The sequence below is a fragment of the Anaerolineales bacterium genome (assembly GCA_015075625.1).
Taxonomy (GTDB): Bacteria; Chloroflexota; Anaerolineae; order Aggregatilineales; family UBA2796; genus UBA2796.
This window is the reverse complement of sequence record JABTTZ010000005.1, coordinates 16,647-34,143: the sequence shown is the minus strand read 5'-3', so window position 1 is coordinate 34,143 and position 17,497 is coordinate 16,647. Positions and strand designations below refer to the sequence as shown.

The 17,497-nt window shown below is 56.0% G+C and carries 13 protein-coding genes; 3 read left to right on the top strand and 10 right to left on the bottom strand.

Annotation, left to right across the window (positions count from 1 at the left end; genetic code table 11):
- The first annotated feature begins 198 nt into the window (after nucleotides 1-198).
- Nucleotides 199-825 (top strand): hypothetical protein, encoded by a 627-nt coding sequence (locus tag HS103_19225; GenBank protein ID MBE7514925.1) that lies wholly within the window; start codon nucleotides 199-201, stop codon nucleotides 823-825.
- Nucleotides 826-938: 113 nt separating this feature from the next.
- Here the strand turns inward: HS103_19225 and HS103_19220 are convergent, their stop codons facing one another.
- The gene (locus HS103_19220; GenBank protein MBE7514924.1) at nucleotides 939-2,258 is read right to left on the bottom strand and encodes an FAD-binding oxidoreductase; all 1,320 of its coding nucleotides are present in this window, start codon (nucleotides 2,256-2,258) and stop codon (nucleotides 939-941) included.
- Nucleotides 2,259-2,456: 198 nt separating this feature from the next.
- Between HS103_19220 and HS103_19215 the strand changes: the two genes are divergently transcribed.
- Nucleotides 2,457-3,821: a hypothetical protein gene (locus HS103_19215; GenBank protein MBE7514923.1), complete on the top strand. Its 1,365-nt coding sequence runs from the start codon at nucleotides 2,457-2,459 to the stop codon at nucleotides 3,819-3,821.
- A gap of 130 nt (nucleotides 3,822-3,951) precedes the next feature.
- On the opposite strand, the gene HS103_19210 is transcribed toward HS103_19215, so the two are convergent.
- From HS103_19210 to HS103_19195, 4 genes are all read right to left on the bottom strand, one after another.
- Entirely contained in the window at nucleotides 3,952-5,040 is a 1,089-nt protein-coding gene (locus HS103_19210; protein MBE7514922.1) for a hypothetical protein, read from the bottom strand.
- 118 nt (nucleotides 5,041-5,158) lie between these two features.
- On the bottom strand, nucleotides 5,159-7,033 hold the full coding sequence (asnB, locus tag HS103_19205; protein MBE7514921.1) for an asparagine synthase (glutamine-hydrolyzing): 1,875 nt from the start codon (nucleotides 7,031-7,033) through the stop codon (nucleotides 5,159-5,161).
- A 4-nt stretch (nucleotides 7,034-7,037) separates the two neighbouring features.
- On the bottom strand, nucleotides 7,038-7,769 hold the full coding sequence (locus tag HS103_19200) for an acylneuraminate cytidylyltransferase family protein (GenBank protein MBE7514920.1): 732 nt from the start codon (nucleotides 7,767-7,769) through the stop codon (nucleotides 7,038-7,040).
- A gap of 32 nt (nucleotides 7,770-7,801) precedes the next feature.
- Nucleotides 7,802-10,000, bottom strand: a complete 2,199-nt coding sequence (locus HS103_19195; GenBank protein MBE7514919.1) for an NYN domain-containing protein — start codon at nucleotides 9,998-10,000, stop codon at nucleotides 7,802-7,804.
- A 58-nt stretch (nucleotides 10,001-10,058) separates the two neighbouring features.
- Here HS103_19195 and HS103_19190 point away from each other — a divergent pair, with 58 nt between their 5' ends.
- Nucleotides 10,059-10,376, top strand: a complete 318-nt coding sequence (locus HS103_19190; protein MBE7514918.1) for a hypothetical protein — start codon at nucleotides 10,059-10,061, stop codon at nucleotides 10,374-10,376.
- A gap of 714 nt (nucleotides 10,377-11,090) precedes the next feature.
- Here the strand turns inward: HS103_19190 and HS103_19185 are convergent.
- The 5 genes from HS103_19185 to HS103_19165 all read right to left on the bottom strand — a co-directional run bounded on the left by HS103_19185 (nucleotide 11,091) and on the right by HS103_19165 (nucleotide 17,488).
- Nucleotides 11,091-11,261, bottom strand: a complete 171-nt coding sequence (locus HS103_19185) for a hypothetical protein (protein ID MBE7514917.1) — start codon at nucleotides 11,259-11,261, stop codon at nucleotides 11,091-11,093.
- Nucleotides 11,242-11,649, bottom strand: a complete 408-nt coding sequence (locus HS103_19180; protein ID MBE7514916.1) for a hypothetical protein — start codon at nucleotides 11,647-11,649, stop codon at nucleotides 11,242-11,244. Before HS103_19180 ends, HS103_19185 begins: the two co-directional genes overlap by 20 nt.
- Nucleotides 11,650-11,748: 99 nt before the next feature.
- A complete protein-coding gene (locus HS103_19175) occupies nucleotides 11,749-12,810 on the bottom strand; it encodes a hypothetical protein (protein ID MBE7514915.1) in 1,062 nt (353 codons plus the stop codon).
- A gap of 13 nt (nucleotides 12,811-12,823) precedes the next feature.
- On the bottom strand, nucleotides 12,824-16,843 hold the full coding sequence (locus HS103_19170; GenBank protein MBE7514914.1) for a PD40 domain-containing protein: 4,020 nt from the start codon (nucleotides 16,841-16,843) through the stop codon (nucleotides 12,824-12,826).
- A 99-nt stretch (nucleotides 16,844-16,942) separates the two neighbouring features.
- Nucleotides 16,943-17,488: a hypothetical protein gene (locus HS103_19165; protein ID MBE7514913.1), complete on the bottom strand. Its 546-nt coding sequence runs from the start codon at nucleotides 17,486-17,488 to the stop codon at nucleotides 16,943-16,945.
- Nucleotides 17,489-17,497 lie beyond the last annotated feature (9 nt).

Genomic DNA, 17,497 nt, shown 5'->3' with positions numbered 1-17,497 from the left:
CAGGGATGCGGGGGAAGGGAGGGGCGACCCCATGGGGTCGCCCCTCCAAAAAGGTGTACCGAAATTCCCCTAGAAATGAGGGGGGTTTTTCGTAATCTCGGCGTATTTGGGGGGCGGGTGAAACACCCTGCTCCCTTTCGCGTACTATACTCTAGGAATTATCGCGCACGAGGGAACAAAAAGGACGGGACAAGGATCATGGGAAAACGGTGGCGGGACGAGGACAAAGAACGTTTGCGACGTTATAAGCGCGAACACTTGCCAGTAGCAGAGATTGCTGACCGGCTGGATCGTTCTCCCAAAGAGATTCAAAAACAATGGGAAAAACTCCGCGAGGAAGAATATGGCAATCTTTCGGCGGGCGTCTTTTTCATTGGGCTGGCAATGTTGTTCCTGACGAAATTCAGCTTTTTCCCCGGTATTTTGTTCGTCTTTGCGGCAGTGGCGCTTGTCGATGCGGCAATCAAAGAGAAGCCGCGTGAGGGTATTCAGGCGGCGATTTGGTTGGGCGGCATTGGTGCGATGTTCACCATTGGCTTTCAATGGCAGTTTTGGCTGCTATTGATCGGCGGCAGTATGATCTTTGGGACGCTGTTCAAATCGGGCAAAGGCTCGTCAGACAAAGGTGCAGCCGCTGCTGAATCGGAAAAACAGAAAAACGAGTGGCGCTTAGCAAACAATTCCTCCGATGCGGATGTTGATGAGGACAATGACGATTACGCCTCAAAGCCCAAGCGCGGGGTGATGCGCTTGGGACCGGACGGCGAGTTGATCGGTATCGATGAGGATATGCCGTACCGCGAGACACGGCGGCGCAATGAGTAGGAGTGCATCATATGCGCCCGCTGGATGCGCCCTCACCCCCTAACGCCCTTCCCCTTGTGGGAGAAGGCGAATCAATGCCCTATCCGCACCGTACTCCGTGTGGTTGCCCCCACCTACAGCGCATTCTCATCATGTGCCACCCAGGGGACATCAATCCCAAACTCGGCAAAAAGCGGGTGAGGGAGTGGCTGCCCCATCACCTTTGCGGCGACGATCTCCCCCGACGACGGTGCGCCCATAATCCCATGCCCCGAATGGGCGATGCTCAAAAATAAGCCCTCCACCCCCGGATAGGCGTCAAGGATGGCACGTTCGCTCTCATAGGGATGGCGCGTTCCATCGGCATCGAGGCGGTAGGCAGCGGTTTCGTCACGGTAGACGTAGTAGCCGATGTTGTGCCGCCCCCGAAGGTAGCGTGAATCGGCAAAGCCAGTCTCGTTTGCATGTTGAAATTGGCGGGCAAAAAGCATCAAGACAAGCGACGGAAAACGAGGGTCTTTGAGCGGTTCGGGGGGGTAGATCGGCTCACGGAGGTGATCGCGGGCCGGTTCGCCCGGGTGGGCATACTTCGTATTCCAATGATATTCCCACCCCAAGATTGCCCCCTTCTGTGCCTCTGGGCGAATGTGCGGGTAGGGTGCGCCAGCGATGACCATCGGACCATCTTCGGGGTATGCCTCATGGCGGAACGATGAGGTGAACGATTGGCGCGGGCGGACGACAACAGGAAGGTTTATGCCAGCGGTTTGCCCGATTAGGTAAGCGTTTGCCCCGCCCGTCACAACGACCTTTGGCGCATCAATGCTGCCGATTGCCGTGCGAACTCCCCGTACCTTGCCCCCCTCCACACGGAGTGCCACGTCCTTCATCCCCAACAAGACGGTTGAGGACGGCGCACCCTTCACTAGACGGTAGACAAGCGCGTTGGAATCGAGCCAGCCTGCCAGAGGGTCAAACTTAGCTCCGATGAGCGCCTTGCCCAACCACTTAAAGCGCTGTTGAACCGCGTCCGTCTCAAGGTATTCGATATGGGTTAGCCCGATGCTGTGAAGGTGCGCCACTTCGTGGCGGTAGAAATCCGCCTGTTTCTCGTCGAGGGCGCAAAAAAGGTAGCCCCGCTGCCGCACGGAGAGTGCCTCCTGCGAACCCTCGCCTAAATACTCATCAGCATTTAAGAAAATATCGACACTGCGGCGCATTTGGGTGGCAAGGCACGGCGCATTCCAGCAGGTGCGAAAATTCTCTAACGAAGCAAGGGAACTCCCCGACGCCAATTGATCTTTCGTCTCGATCAGCACGGTATGAATCCCCGGCACAAGGCGTTCCAATGCCCACACCACGCCAGCACCAGCGGGTCCGCCACCAATGACGATCACATCGGCTGTTTTAGGAAGATCATGTACCGTAGGGGTGTAAAGAAATTTTTGTGTCATTAGCCATCCTAGAAACTGTTGAATCTAAACCCAATAAGGAGAAACCCCGTCCTCCCCATTCCGGCGTGATTCCAACACCCTTTTGCAATTTCCGCAAGAGAAGATGAATGAATCATTCTGATCATCCCGATAAATCCGGCGGGGTTGAAAATCTCGTATAATGAAATGGGTCTATACGTTGTTGAGGAGTGTCTACGAATGGTCAAGAAAACCCTTATTTCCTCGCTGATCCTTGCCCTTGTCTTTATGGCTGTCATGGCTGCACCCGCCACCCCCGCAAAGGCGGCAGCAGCGGTGGTCGCCGTTGATCAAGCGCTTAGCGGGGCGGTAGTCAACGTCCCTGAAGTGACTGCTGATGCCCCCGGTTGGATGGTTATTCATGCCACCAGCGAAGGCTTTCCCGTGATTGGCAAAACTTATGTTCCCGCTGGCACAACATCAAACGTAATGGTCATCATTGATGTGAACGCGGCAACCGCCGAAAATCTTGCCATGCTCCATATTGACGCGGGCGAAGCGGGCGTTTACGAATTCCCCGGTCCTGATGTCCCCGTGAAAGATTCATATGACAAAGTGATCGCCCCCCCCTTTAAGATTCTTGGGGCGTGGGCTGCCGATCAGTTCGTTAGCGCCGAGAACACAGTCACGGTGAACACCGTCATTGCCCAGAACGATGGTTGGATCGTGATCCATGCGTCCAGTGACGGCTTCCCCGTTGCGGGGCAGGCGGCGATCAAAGCCGGCGTGAACAAGGATGTCGTCGTCACCGTTGATCCGGCGATCATGACAGAGCGCGTCACGGCGATGATTCACGACGATCTCGGTGTGGTGGGAACGTATGAATTCCCCGGCGCTGATGGTCCGAGCCGCTTTGCCGCTGGCGGGGCAATTGTCAACGAGCCATTCTGGACGACGGAACATGTCCGCACCATGGGGCAGCTTGCTGGCAGCGATAGTAAACTGTGGGTAGCTTCGGCGCTGATCAAAGAAGATGGCTGGATGGCGATCCATGCGACCAGCGAAGGCTTTCCGGTGATTGGTATTGCGCCGCTGAAGGCGGGGCTAAACCGGAATGTGGAAGTCACCGTCGAGACAGCGGGCTTGACGCCAACGGTCTTGGCGATGCTCCACACCGATGCGGGCGAGAAGGGGAAATATGAATTCCCCGGTCCCGATGTCCCGGTGAACGGTGCGGATGGCAACCCAATTGCCCCGCCCATGCTGGTCGGTGCGGGTGTCGTTGTCGAGGATGCCCCCGCTGACCGTGTTACGGCGTCGGGCATGGTTGAGGTGCGCGGCGTGGTTGCTGCCCAAAATGGCTTTATGGTCATTCATGCCACCAGCGAGGGCTTCCCCGCCATTGGTGCGCAGTTTGTTCAGAAGGGCTACAACCCCCGTGTGTGGGTGAAGGTCGATCCGGCACGGATCACCCCAGAGATGCTGGCGATGCTGCACATTGATGTGGGTACTGCGGGCGTCTATGAATTCCCCGGCGCTGACGTGCCAGTGCTAGGTGCGGACGGCAAGCCGATTGCCCCGCCCTTCAAGCTGATTGGCAACTAGGATCACCTCCCCGTAGGAACACCCGGCAATGGCGATGCGCCCGACGTTAAAGCGTCGGGCTGAGAGTAACCACCCCTACGGGGCTTGAAGATCACCTGCCGCATCGTGTATTCTGGTTTAACTCTCACCTTCAGACAAAGAGATGGACGGGCTGCCGCAGAAGCAAATCATCGGCAATCTCGGTGGGGAGCGCCGCCCCCGCGTGCAGGTAACGGCGAGCGCCTTCCGGCAAACGAGGGCGTTCGATGCTCACTGCGTAACAGCGGCGCGTGGCGTGCGGATCGCTGCGATCTGCTGTGGGCAGGGGGCGGTCTTTCTCCCGCCACAGGTAGCCGAATCGCCCGCTTTGATCAGGGTAAAGCGTCTCTGCCGACCAGATGTAAGGTTTGTCGTTCATATACATTGCCAGCCGTGCATAGGTTGAATTCGAGCAGAGCGCGAGATCGCAAGCGGAGAGGATCAACGCGCCGAGCATGTCTTGATAGGGTTCGCCAAGCGTGTGATGCGGCTGAAATTCGTCTAAGAAGTCGCGCAGTTCGTCCGGCGTCCCGTCCGATTGCAAGACAAACTGAACATCGGCGACGGCGCGAATCTCCCGACAGAGTGTGATGTACCACGACAGGGGAAGGCGAACATTCCGCTCACCAGCGGGGATTGCGACGGTTGTGGTGCGGGGGGCAAAATCCCCACAGCGGATATGAACGCCCACCCGCAGGCGTCCGGCGGTGGCTGTCTCGAACGCCTCAAAGCGGCGGCGCGTATCGGCATGGCTCAACAGCAGTTCGCGCACCCATCCCCGCGCCCGCACAATCCCATCATATTGCCCCCAATTCCCCGCCGTGTAGAGGACGACCGATTGGCGCGGAGAGTCCAAGCCCTGTTGTTGGAGCATAACCCGACACGCCTCGCCTACATCAATGATCCCTGTTTCGGCATAGTGGGCGTAGTCAAAGAAGATCGTCGGGATCACCTGCCGCTTGAGCTTTGCTTGCGCCCGAAAGAGAAGATCATAGGTTTTTAGGCGGAGCGCATCGCCCCGTGTGGTAGGGAAATAGTAGCCATAGCCGTTGGGGGTTGGCGGCTGGACGTGGTGGGAAAACTGCCAAGCAGGGCGCTGATAGCGCATCCCGCACGATTGGCTAATCAGCCACGCTTTTGCCAACGTGACGACATTATTCCCAAACCCCTCGTTCGTCACATAGGGGTAGACAACGCGCATTCGTTTCGTACATCCTTTGAGTTCGTCGCCAAGAAACGTGAATATCAATAGACCGATAGAGGGAAAGGCGCACCCCCGTAGGGACGCCTCCTGGGGCGTCCGGCGCTGTAACTTAGACTTAGACCATGACTGTATCTATGGATTGGCTCGCCCACACCTCTAGATTGATCCACTGCCAGAGGAAGAACGAATTATCGCCCTTCCCATTGAAAAACCCTTCCATTGCCGCCCGCCCCTTGACCGGATCAACCCACCCCCGCGCCCAAAAGGACGGCGTATCAATGTGCTGGCGCACCCATGATTTCAACACCCCGCGAAACCATTCCCGCTGCGGCGTTTGCACGGAACGCTTCGACGCCAAGCGGACGACATCGGGGAGCAAGCGCCCCGCCGCTCGTCGCAATATTGCCTTTGAAACGCCCCCTTCAATGTGATCTTCCGGCGGGAGCGCAAAGGCATATGCCAACAGGCGATGATCCAAAAAGGGCGGACGCAGTTCCGTCCCTACCGCCATGCTCAAGCGATCCCGAAAGCGGAGCGCCCGCGAGAGCTTCGTATAGCGCAGTTCACGGTACATCAGGTTGCGCAGCGCATCGGGAAAGGGGCGGTCAAAATGAGGGATTTCTCGCCGTGCTGACGCCACAAAGTCTGGCGAGAGGCACTCCGGGCGGACGCTGCTGGTGAGGTCTTGCCCCCGCCCGACATCCGCCGTCGGGCTGGCAGCGGCGCCCATCTGGGCAAGGGCGAGGGCGCGTCCGGCGCTGGTGTTCGTGTTCACTCCGGCGGCGCTTAACTCCCGTTCCAAGCCGATATAATCGCCTGCCGTGAATAAATCTGCCCACCGTGCGGGACGGAAGCGCCCATATCCGGCAAGGCATTCATCCAAGCCGCTGCCATCCATCATGACGATGAAATCATGCGCCTGCGCCAGCTCAAAACAAAGTGCGTAAGCAGAGATGGGCGCTCCGGCAAAGGGTTCTTCTTGGCTGGCGGTGAAACGTTCGATGCTCTCGGTAAAGGCGGTGGGCGTCACCTCGGCAAAATGGGCGCGGCGTCCGGTTTGCGCCGCCATGATCTCCACAAAGGGGCGTTCGCTATAGGTGGGGTTGTCAAAGGTGAAGGAAAACCCCTCCACTTTTGTGGGATCGGGATGCACCTGATCGAGCAGCGTCAGCAGAGTTGCCGAATCGAGTCCGCCGCTCAGCGTGATTCCCACTGGCACATCGCTGCGTAGGTGGAGATCAACGGCATCGCGGCAGAGGGACAGAAGGTGTTCCTCGCGTTCCTCGCGGCGCTGGCGGCGGGTAAGTTCCTCTTGGGCGGCAACCTCGGCGGGGAAATCCCAATAAAGTCCCTCGCGGGCAATGCGCCCCTCGCGGACGATCAGGTAGCCCGCTGGGGGCAGTTTGTGAATCCCGCTGAAAAAGGTTTCCTCGGTGTGTTCATAGAAATCACGGGCGAGGAAGTCGTACAGCACGGGGGGGTTTAGCTGGCGCTCTACACCCGCTGCAAAAAGTCCGCGCAGTTCGGAGGCAAAGGCAAAGGAATCGCCCACTGTCGCGTAATAAAAGGGCTTGATCCCCAGCCGATCACGGGCGCAAAACAGTTCTTTCCGTTCGTGATCCCAAATAGCAAGGGCATACATCCCGATGAACTTCTTCAGGGCGTCCACCCCCCAACGGGCGTAAGCGTGGAGGATCACCTCGCTATCGCTGCTGGAGCGCCATGCCACATTGGGCAGTTCGGCGCGAAGCTCGATGTAGTTGAACACTTCCCCGTTGAAGATCATCGTATAGCGCCCGTCGGGGGTTTGCATGGGCTGCCGCCCCGCCTCGCTGAGGTCGATGATGCGCAGGCGGCGGTGACCAAGGCTGACGCCCGCCGCCGACCAAAACCCTTCGCCGTCCGGTCCACGGTGGCGCTGCGCGTCCATCATCTGGCGTACCGTTCGTTCGTTTGCCCCCTCACCAACTATCCCGCCAATCCCGCACATGGTTTTACCCCTCTCCCGCTGTCGTATTAGCACGCCCTAAAAGCCACTCGGCAAGCGCTAGATCGAAGGGCGTGTCGATGTCGATGGAATCCTGCTCGTTCATCATATAGGGGGTGATTGTATCCCCATAAAAACTCTGCTGGTCAAACAACACCCGACTGTGACAGGCAAGGATGGCAGGTCCATTGCGGGCGTAGAGCGTGGGCAAGTTTTGACGCCGGAAGGGGTCAAAGGGCAGCGGGGCTGTCCAGAAATTCTGCAACCGATCCGCCTCATTCGTCATGACATTGTAGGGATGAAAGCGGTGCGGGACGGGAATCACGCTGACGACGGTATCAGCGCCGGACTCCAGCAGGTGATCCAGCCCCTCATCAATGTGCTGCGCCCGCCGGAGGGGAGAGGTGGGTTGCAGCAAAAGCAGAATATCGGTCTGCCAGCCTTGTTGTTCTTGTAGCCAGGTCACGGCGTGTTGGGCGACGGGCAAACTGGGGGTTTCGTCGCGGGAAAGTTCTGCCGGACGCAAAAAGGGGGCTTCCGCACCCCACTGCGCCGCCACCGCCGCAATCTCGGCATCGTCCGTTGAGATCACCAGACGGGAAACATGCCGGCTGCCCTGTGCCGCCTCACAGGTGTAGGCGATCAGCGGGCGTCCGCCGAGGGGGGTGATGTTCTTGCGGGGAATCCCTTTCGATCCCCCCCGTGCCGTGATCAGACCGAGGATGTTTAAAGGTGTCATAGCGCGGGAGGGTGTGTCATCACCGAGTCCGGCTATTCCTCAAGGTCTTCAAGGCTATCTTGGGTAGGGTCAAACTCAAAGGGGGCGAAGGTGTGTCCGCCCTCATGGGTGCGATTTTCCGCCACCAGATTCACCGTGTGGTGGGTGCGGAACAAACTGAACACGCCCGGTTTGCCCGGCACAGGGTTCAGGACGTTTTCCCCTTCCATGATCGACATCCACAAGCCCAAACCGTTGTCGGGGAAGGTGACATGGCTGCTGACAACGGCAATGCTGATCGGCTGGCGCATCTCGTAGAGTTTCAAGAGCGTGCGAATGAAGTTATCGCGCTCGCGCAGGGCATCTATGACGATAGGCGATTTGTAGTTGAGCGAAATCCCCTTCGTCCGGTAAGAACTTTGTGGGTTGTCATATTCATCGACCTTCACCGCGCCAAGCTCCAACAGCCACTCCACCGCCCGTTGGAAGGTGATCCCTGAGTCATAGGGACGCAGCCGACGGTGAAGGCTGCCCAATGGACACCATGAAAAATTGCGGTAGCTGGTGAACTGATCGACGCTGATCACAACGCGCTTCATCATGGCGTTCGTCTCCGCGTCGCGCATCACATGGAGGCTAGTGCCGGCGTCAAGGTCGTCATAGCTGACCGGTAATGCCGCACTGTTCATTTTGAGGCTATCGGTGAGGACGGGAATTTCATCCGTCAGCCGGATAACAGGGACAAGATCATCGGGGTTGTGGCGGTGGGGGACAAGTTCGCGAGCAAGCAGCCCCTCCCGAACCAGAAAATCGACCCATTCCGAACGCCATGCATCATCCGTATTTAAGCCGGGCTTTTCAATATCTCGATCCATCGCCAAGCCTTTGAGCAGGAAGCCGTAGTTGACATACTCCCACCCGCGCACGTCCAGCGTGTTTGCCACGCGCAACATGACGCGATCTCGAATCAGGCGTGTGCGATCCACAATGGTGTGTTCGTCAAGCGGTTTCACATAGTCCACACCGCCCTGCCGAACCAAGCGGAAAATGCCCATTGCCACCGCTTGGGTGATCAAATCTATCCCACGCTGAACATTGACAACGGCGCTCACGTTGCGGAGGTGTTCTTGCATCAGTGTCAGTGGCACACCATCGGGGGTGCTGTTTTGCACAGCAAGGCGGTCATATTGGAGGATTAGGGTTGACCATTGCGAGGGCGTGAAGGGCGTCACCGTTGTTGTTGTCCCCGCCGCCGCCGCAATCATCTGCTGCCCCACTTGTGGGTAGCGCTGCAAACCGAGAAAATCGTCCAAAAATTCCATCTGAAGGGCGGGGTTGTTCTCCAACTGGCGGCTGGTGCTGCCGCGCACACCCCAGACAATAACCTGTTTGTTCCGCCCGCGCAGGGCGCTAAAGACCTCGTTGAAATCCCGATCCCCACTGGCAATGATGAACACATCTGCCGAATCTGCCTGTGCGCCAAACGCCAACACATCTTTGGCAATGCGCATATCAGCGCTGTTTTTGCCGGGGAGGTTGAACACCGGATCAATGTTTGCCATCGCCAAACGACTTGGGGCTTCATCAGTGATCTCGCGCATTGTGTTGTCCATGAGCGGCGGTAAACTGCCACGCTGTCCCCAGGGGGCAAAGGCTGCCATGCGGACGATCTGCCCGTGCGCTTGGGCATGTTGACTAAAGCCCTCGATCACCTTATCTAGATTGACCACATAGCCTTGCTCGTGCAGGCTGATGCTGATGTTCTCGAAGTCGATGTAGAGCGCCACCGTCTTGGAACTGATCCCTAAAACGGATTCAAGAGGCTGGAAGATGTAATCGTCGCTCTCTGGGACGGAATCTGCCCAGACCCGCACACGGGCGTGACGGCTCATCTTCACCCGCTCGTGAAGGCTGAGCAAGGTGGGGTGTGTGCCGACAATGATCAACTCATCAACGGCTTTAGGGTCAAGTTTGAAGTATTGGAGGATCAGGTTATCAGCGATCAGTGTTGACTCGCTGACATCGAAGATTTCAAAACCCACCGCATAGAAAATTTGCTCGGCGGCAAGATTGGCATCGGACGACCAATTGGCAACGGCAATGGCACGCAGAGCATCGGGGTTGGGCAACCCCGCCGCCAATGCCGCCGAACTGCGCAGACGAGTGGCAAGCTCGTGGAGGTCTATGGAGAATGCACGCTGCTGGAGGCGCGTCAGCAAATCATCGACATCGACAATAAGGTAAGCAGACATTCAAAAGCTCTCCGATAAAAATTCTTGCACCGAACCATAAAAGATGTATTATTTTAAGATGAAGAAAAACTTCAATCTTCATGGTTCGCTAAGTGAGCGCAAGAACAACGTAGCAAACCATGAGTTTAGCATAAAGAGATTGATTGCGCCAGTTGGAACAATCACCCCTTCCAATGCTCTCATGTCCTACACGGCTGATTACGCAACCGGGAGCGACCCAACGGCTAAGGGGTTACAGACCGACATCACGCCCAACGCTAAAAGGTTTGTCCGGGAAGGAAAAGAAGGTATCACCAATGTACAATCCAAGACAACACCAAAAGAATTGAACAATAGATGTGGATACTTTCTTTACCGAATTATACGTGACGTCTAATGTGAAAGGGAAAAGGCTTGTAGATCAAAACCAAAGTGACGGGCGAGCAGATGCTTGAGAACTAAATGAGTGACTTTGAGGGTAAGGCGGGCGGTCAAGCTACGCACAGTATTGGCAAGTAAGCGCTCAAGGTTGCGTCCGGTGTTCTGGAGTTGGTGAAAGGCACCTTCGATACGCTCGCGTGCGCTAGCGAGGAGCGCATCCAGCAGGGGATGATTTTGGTGGGCTTGGTTTGCCCTTCAACAACACCCGTCCTTCCCGTTGATACCAATCGTTCACCAGCACATAAATCGTAGTAAAAAGCCTTTCCAAGTCTATCCTTGTCATGGGAATGGATCCGATTGACTGTAGGCGTACCTTCAATCTTGCGACCCATTCCCCTTTTCGTCAACTTCATTCCACATCAGACGTATGATGCTCTTTTTCACGGGTATAGTCTTTAGCCTTCCTGTACATGATGTCCGCATTTTATGCTAAATGCGCCCGAAAATACATTCAATCACACATTGATTTATATCGCAACACGATATAAGACATATGGCTTGATTTTTTAATACCCGGTTCGTCGGAGAATGTAATGTCTGAACGTATAAATCTTGACAAGCAGTCAGACAATGAACTGGTTAAAACTTTTGAAAAGCGACAGTGATAGTGCATCATGGAAGAAAAAAAACCGACCAAAGGTCATCCACCATGAGCACTATCCCGGTAAGTTTAACGCAAGAACAGTTCGAGCAGCACATCCGACCATGTTTGAGCGTTGCCAAACGAGGCTACGAATACAGCATCTCGCTGTACAAGGTTTTCAACTACATCCTGTAATGCTCCCTCGTTCAGCAGGCTGCGTCCCGCCTCCCCGCGCCCCTCAATACGGACATGGCGCATGGTCACCTTTGCCGTCGGACTGAGGCGGATCGGCGTTCCCTCCACTGCCAGCGTCGCCGCCCCCCCCATGAAGGATAACATGCCCGCTGAGCAAGGGAAACTGCGGCGTCTGCGCTGTACCGACAGCGGCGAAGGCGTATGTCCCGCCATCGAGGTAAATATGAACAGGGAGCGCATCGGGGCGCGGCGCGGCGCTGTTTGCGTAGTGAATCGCCAGCGCCAAACTCATCGCATCGTCGGCGGGGACGCGGAGGTGGATTTCCATTGGCGCGGCGGGGGTGAGTGTCGGCGCATCCTGCGACCTCACCGGATGCACCAGCGCGGCGCCCGCACACAGCAAGGCGAATCCACTCAGCAGCACAACAACCAAACTCAGCCGACGGCGCATAAGAAGGCGATCTCACGGGTGTAATCCTAGGCCGCCACTAATATTACCCCCCCCTGTACAGTATCAAGGGATGGGGGGTACGAGTCCCCTACGGATGGGCTACTCCCACGTGACGCCGCAGACGAAGACCAACTCGCCATCGACCCACATCCATTCGCCGCCCGTCCCATCGGGGCAGGCGGGATCGCCGCCGCCGCCGAAGGGTGGCGTGGGAGTCCGGGTGGGAGTGGCGGTTGGGGTATTTGTTGCGGTATGCAGCGCAGTTGGTGTCATCGTGGGAGTGGGCGTTTCCGTTGCCCAAGGCGTCGGTGAAACGTAGCCTTCTAGAGGAAAAAACCAATAATCTTCCCGCGTTTTGAGGCATTCATCATTGAGAATCCGCTGGCGAACGGCTGCCGCGTCTGGCGCATTGAGCAGCATATTCTGCTCAAGGGGTGTTCGCAATCCAACAAGATTAAGCAACGCCTCATCTGCGACATCTAGGCTTGTACCGGGTGCAAAGCGAGCAAGGTCAGGAGCAGATAACTGATCGGCGGTAAAACATAGCGATAATGTGCCACCGTTTTGGTCTCTCTCGGCAAGGACAACCCCGTAGGTGGCGAACCATCCTGAATCTTGCCAATAGGTTTCCATCATGGACACCGTGTGTCCCGTACCAGTAATTCTTACACTGATTCGCATATGGCTTGGTACACCAAAGCGTTGAAAGACGGATTTAATATTGGCAAATTGAACTTCGGGCATGGCAAGTATTGGGTTGTTATTAAAATGGAATCCGATCTCTACAGCATTGATAATATCATTTTGGACGCCAATACCTGCTGATATTCTCTGTGTATAAGGTGGTGTGTTTGTATTGGGGTCTCGGTTGATAGGTATCCCATAGCCAATTTGAGAGCCATCTTGCCCAAAGGAGGGATAAGGCAGCAGCCCATAACTGATAATCGTCGGGTAAATATCCGACCAACGAGTTGTTCCCGGCACAATGCTTGCCAAAAACTCAAGCAAATCGATTTGTCCAGCGGGTGTGAGGGTAACTTGGATATGTACTGGCCAGATCTGGGTGTCTTTTATAGGTTGGGCAAGAACGGTCATGGTCCCTAACAAGATGAACACGGCGCTACAGGTAAGAACGCGTTGGATGATAATTGGATATTTCATTGGTTCTAACCTTTCACTGACAAGCACTGGCAGCATAATTAGCAAGTTGACAAACCCACTTGGGACGTCCGGGTGACATATTCGTATCCATGAACTGCCGCCGTAAATTCCCTTTATCCTCTTTATCATTGAGGAAAATGCCACCTGTTGCTTTTTCATACACCCAATGCAAGAACATGTCAGCGAACTCCTCATTTCGTGCACAGCTTATGTCACCCCCACATGTGCCACCTCCGTTTTGCGTATATGGGTCAGGTTGCATACCATCTCGTGCTTTATCCAGAGCAACAATTTGACCCGAAAAGTCAGTGCCATTTGCCAATTTCAATTTGCCATCTCGCAACTGTCCAAGGGGCGAATTTAGATTGGGAATTCCATCAAGGATTGCCCCACCGAGTTTGGCGTTAATGTAGTGACCGATTTCGTGGATCATATTCGCGGCTGTATGGCGATTTCTATTTTTGGCTGTATTGTAGAGAAAGATTGTGTTTCCCTCAGCCTTTGCTGCTTCACCCGACGCACCCAATGCGTCCACACGTTCAAAGCGTAGAGCATTGCCCGGTTGCCCGAAAATGGCACAGGATGTTTGGTGTACCCCCCCAAGCGTTGGCTCGGCTTTTAGAAAAGCATAGTTTGTTTGCAAGAGCGCAAGGAAAATGTCATTTAGGTGTTGATAGTCAAGAAGAGAGGACTCGATGAGTTCCACACAGAAGAAGGCTTCTATACGTATCCCAAATTCAACGCTATTGCCGGCGGATCGCCCATATTCCAACAGCCAGAGTAAACGCCCTAATTCACGACGCTCATCATAAAGGGGAATGTCTGCCAATGTCGGATTAATTGCTCGACAATCGGCATAATCCATAATCCGCCCACTGGTAAGACGAATGCCACCTAAAACACCCTCACAGGCGGCAACACCCAACGGGATGTCCCCACTCGGAATGGGTGTGAGTGTGGGAATAGCTGTCGGGTACCCTGTTGCACAATCACCTACCGGACTTACTTCCGAGGAATCAATCCATAAAGGGCGACTAGGATAGTCAATTTGGACAAGATTCGACGTGACATATTTTTGAAGGACGAGGTAGGGTCCTGCATTGCCTAGAGCAGGCGAAATTTCTACCCATTGGCTGGTCTGTGTAGGTTTTTGGGCAGATGCCCCATGTGTATCGGCATCAAACCATTGATCAAAACCATAACGTTTGTTGATGAGGGTAATCTGACAACTTAAAGGTGGATGGGGGGTGGATGAGGGTGTTGGGGGAAGCTCAATTCGCTGTGCTGATGACCAGAATGGGTGTATATTGCGCGTCCCATTCGTCAGCCGGGTGGGGCTAGTTGCTTCACTGCCATCAACTTTGGCAAGGTATAAATCCTTGACTTGCCCATTATCGACCATAAAGACAAGAGAGACGCCATCCGGCGACCATGTGGGTTTCGCCGCTTTGTAATTCGTGCTTGTTACAGGGATAGATGTGCCTTGCCCCACCGCGTAGACAAAAATCTGATACTGATCATTGGGAAGTTGGGCTGTAAAACCGATTTTTGTCCCATCTGGTGACCAAGCCGGATCAATAATCGGTTGCTGTGCGTTGACCAGCACACGACGATTTTGAGGCACAATGCCAGATATATCTATGACCCATATCGCTGGACGCTCGTCTTGATTAGAGACAAAGGCAATTTGATTCAAGGCTGACCAAGTTGGTGCATAGTCATTGCCGGGGGTGGTCACCAAAGGGTGATAATGGGCTTCTCCAGCAACTTGTGTATATAGCCAGAGATCGGCAGAGTCTACCTCAGCGGTAGACACTCGAAAAGCGATTGACAAACCATCGGGCGACCAAACAGGTTCGGCTTTGGCTGTTGCCGCCCCTGTTGGTTGTGTCGGGGTAGTAAGGCGATAAACAGGATGATTTGGATCGACGACATCCAAAATGTACAAATCCCCCTCTGAATTATCGCGTGTCGAGATAAAAGCGATATAGCGCTTATCGGGTGACCACGACGGTTGATAGTCATCGGCAGCATGATAGGTCAAGCGTATGGGGCTTGCGGTGGTGCGGGCATTCAGCATGTAGAGTTCGTAATTATTGTCATTGTCAAAAGAGGCATAAACCACCCAATCGGTTCTGTCTTGCGGGGGTGCGACGAGTGTCGGTGTCGGCGTCGCCTGCTGCGCGAACAGCGTGACCCACCCCAGATTACTGACATAGACCCCCGCCAGAAGGATTTCCCCCGTCCCGTCGCGGCGGATGACCTGCATCGTTGAGGCAAAGTAATCGCTGAAGGCGACCTGATTGCCGTCGGGTGACCAGACCCCACTGAAGGCGATTTTCGTCGCTGTGCCAGTGAGGAGAAGGCGAATCGTTGAGCCGTCGTTGTTCGCCACAAACAGGCGGGTGTTTTGCCGTAACCCATAGATAGGGTGCGTATACCAATACCGTGCGCTGAACACGATTTCGGGACGTGTGGGCGAGGCATAGACAAAGATCGGGGCGGTGAGGTAGCCGCCTTCAACGGGGATGTTGCCCGCCGGAATGACGACGCGCTCTGCCCCTGTGCCAGAAATAGGCACAGCAACAATCGATCCAATGGTGAAGTCGTTCCAAACCTCGGCAGCGCGATAGAAAATCTCCGTCCCATCCGCCGACCATGACGGCGAACGAACTTCCACCCCGACAGGAACATTGAGCGTTGTTACCTGCCCGTCAGCAGCGGCGAGGATACCGAGCCTATGGCTGACGGTTGGTGGGGTCAGGATGGTTTGCACCACCACCAAGCGCGTCCCATCGGGCGACCACTGCGGACTTCCCTCGCCAAGCGTCGGGCTGGTTGTCAGGTTGGTATCCATGCCGGTGAGTGTATCACGCACCCAGATATCGGCATTCCCACTGGCGTAGCTGGCGAAGGCGATGAAGCGCCCATCGGGCGACCACACCGGAGCGCCAAGGGGGGCAGGCAAGTCGAGCATTTCCGTCGTGGTGTTGGGTTTTAAGATAGTGAAGGACTGCCCGCCGGGTTGGTAGGCAAGCGGAAAGGGGCTGAAGTTCAGCGGTGGCACAACCACCGCCTGTCCGCTGGCAGCGGGGGTGGTGGGGATGGGCGGCGGTGAAGGGGGTGATGTCACACAAGCGGCATTGGACAGGGGATCGCCTTCGGCAAGGGGAAATACCTCAACGCGCTGGCTGATGGTGTCCGTCCCGAAATAGAGGTCGTTGATCACCGGCGACTGACCACCCCAATAGCTTTCTGTCGCCATGATGGGGCGCGAGTCGGCATTAAACATAGCCCCGCCGCCGTTCGCGGTGTTGCCGGAAAAGGTCGCCCCTGTAATCGTCGCCTCGCCGCCCTCGGCATTGTACAGCGCTCCCCCTTGCGAGGCGTGATTTCCGCTGAACAGCGTGCAGGCGGCGGTAAGCACGCCGCTGTTCAGGATTGCCCCACCCGGCGCCGCCGCACTATGGGAGACATGATCGCGCATCTGGACACGAGTCAGGGTCAACGCCCCTCGGTTGTCAATGCCGCCCCCCTCTCCTGTTGTCGTCGCAGAGGTGTTCACCAGTGTGCTGTCGATGAGGCTGAGGTGTCCCTGATTGAGGATCGTCCGCCCATAGCCTTGAGTCAGGCGAAGGGTCGTGTGCTGAATGGTCACCGTCGCTTCGGGAAGGACGACTATCGGCAGGCTCATCCCCGCTGCTCCAGAGAAATCCAGCACGGCGTCCCCGCCCTGAAGGACAAGCGTCCCTGTGATGGGGGGGAACTGCGGTGCCGATGGGCTGCCCGGATAGCTAAAGGAATACACCCCGCCGCTGAGGTAGATTGTTGTCGATGCCGTGCGATCTAGCGCCGCCGCCTCGTTTGCCCTCAGGATCGCCAGCGCCAACGCCATCGAATCCCCCGCCGGAATGACGACTGCCCCCGCCTCACCGGAAGGCTGCGACCTCACCGGATGCACCAGCGCGGCGCCCGCACAGAGCAAGGCGAATCCGCTCAGCAGCACAACAACCAGACTCAGCCGACGGCGCATAAGAAGGCAATCTCACGGGTGTAATCCTAGACCGCCGCTAATATTACCCCCCCCCGTACAGTGTCAAGGGGCGCGGTGTACGAGTTGCCACCGTCCGCCCTACTCCCAACTCACCCCGCAGACGAAGATCAACTCGCCATCGACCCACATCCACTCGCCGCCACCGCCGGGGCAAAGGGGATCACCACCACCGCCGAAGGGTGGCGTGGGAGTCCGTGTAGGGGTTGAGGTGGGAGTTGCCGTTGGGGTTTTCGATGGGCTTGGCGTTGGGGTTGCTGTGGGGGCGAGGGCGGTGAGGGTTTGCCTGGAAAGGTGTGTCGCCCAAGCATCATTTGTGAGCCAAGCTCGACGATAAGCCCATTCACCCGTTTTTCGGAAATGATCCGCCGTTAAATTATCTGCTACTGAAAACGTGTTTGAGGGACGGGCTGTGGGCATGGGCGTCCCTACAGTAGCGTAAATTATGGTCATCGTCAGCCGTGAATTAGCACGTAACGTAGCCACCCATAGATCGGTGGCTTGTTGTGCAGGGGCAAGATAGTTCGGAGGAGTGAGGCGTTGTCCATTAAGATAGATGACGACTATACCAGCCACGGTGAGGAGAATCATGGTCAGCCAAAAGGCTGTCCCAAAGCGTTGTTTCATCAGAATCGC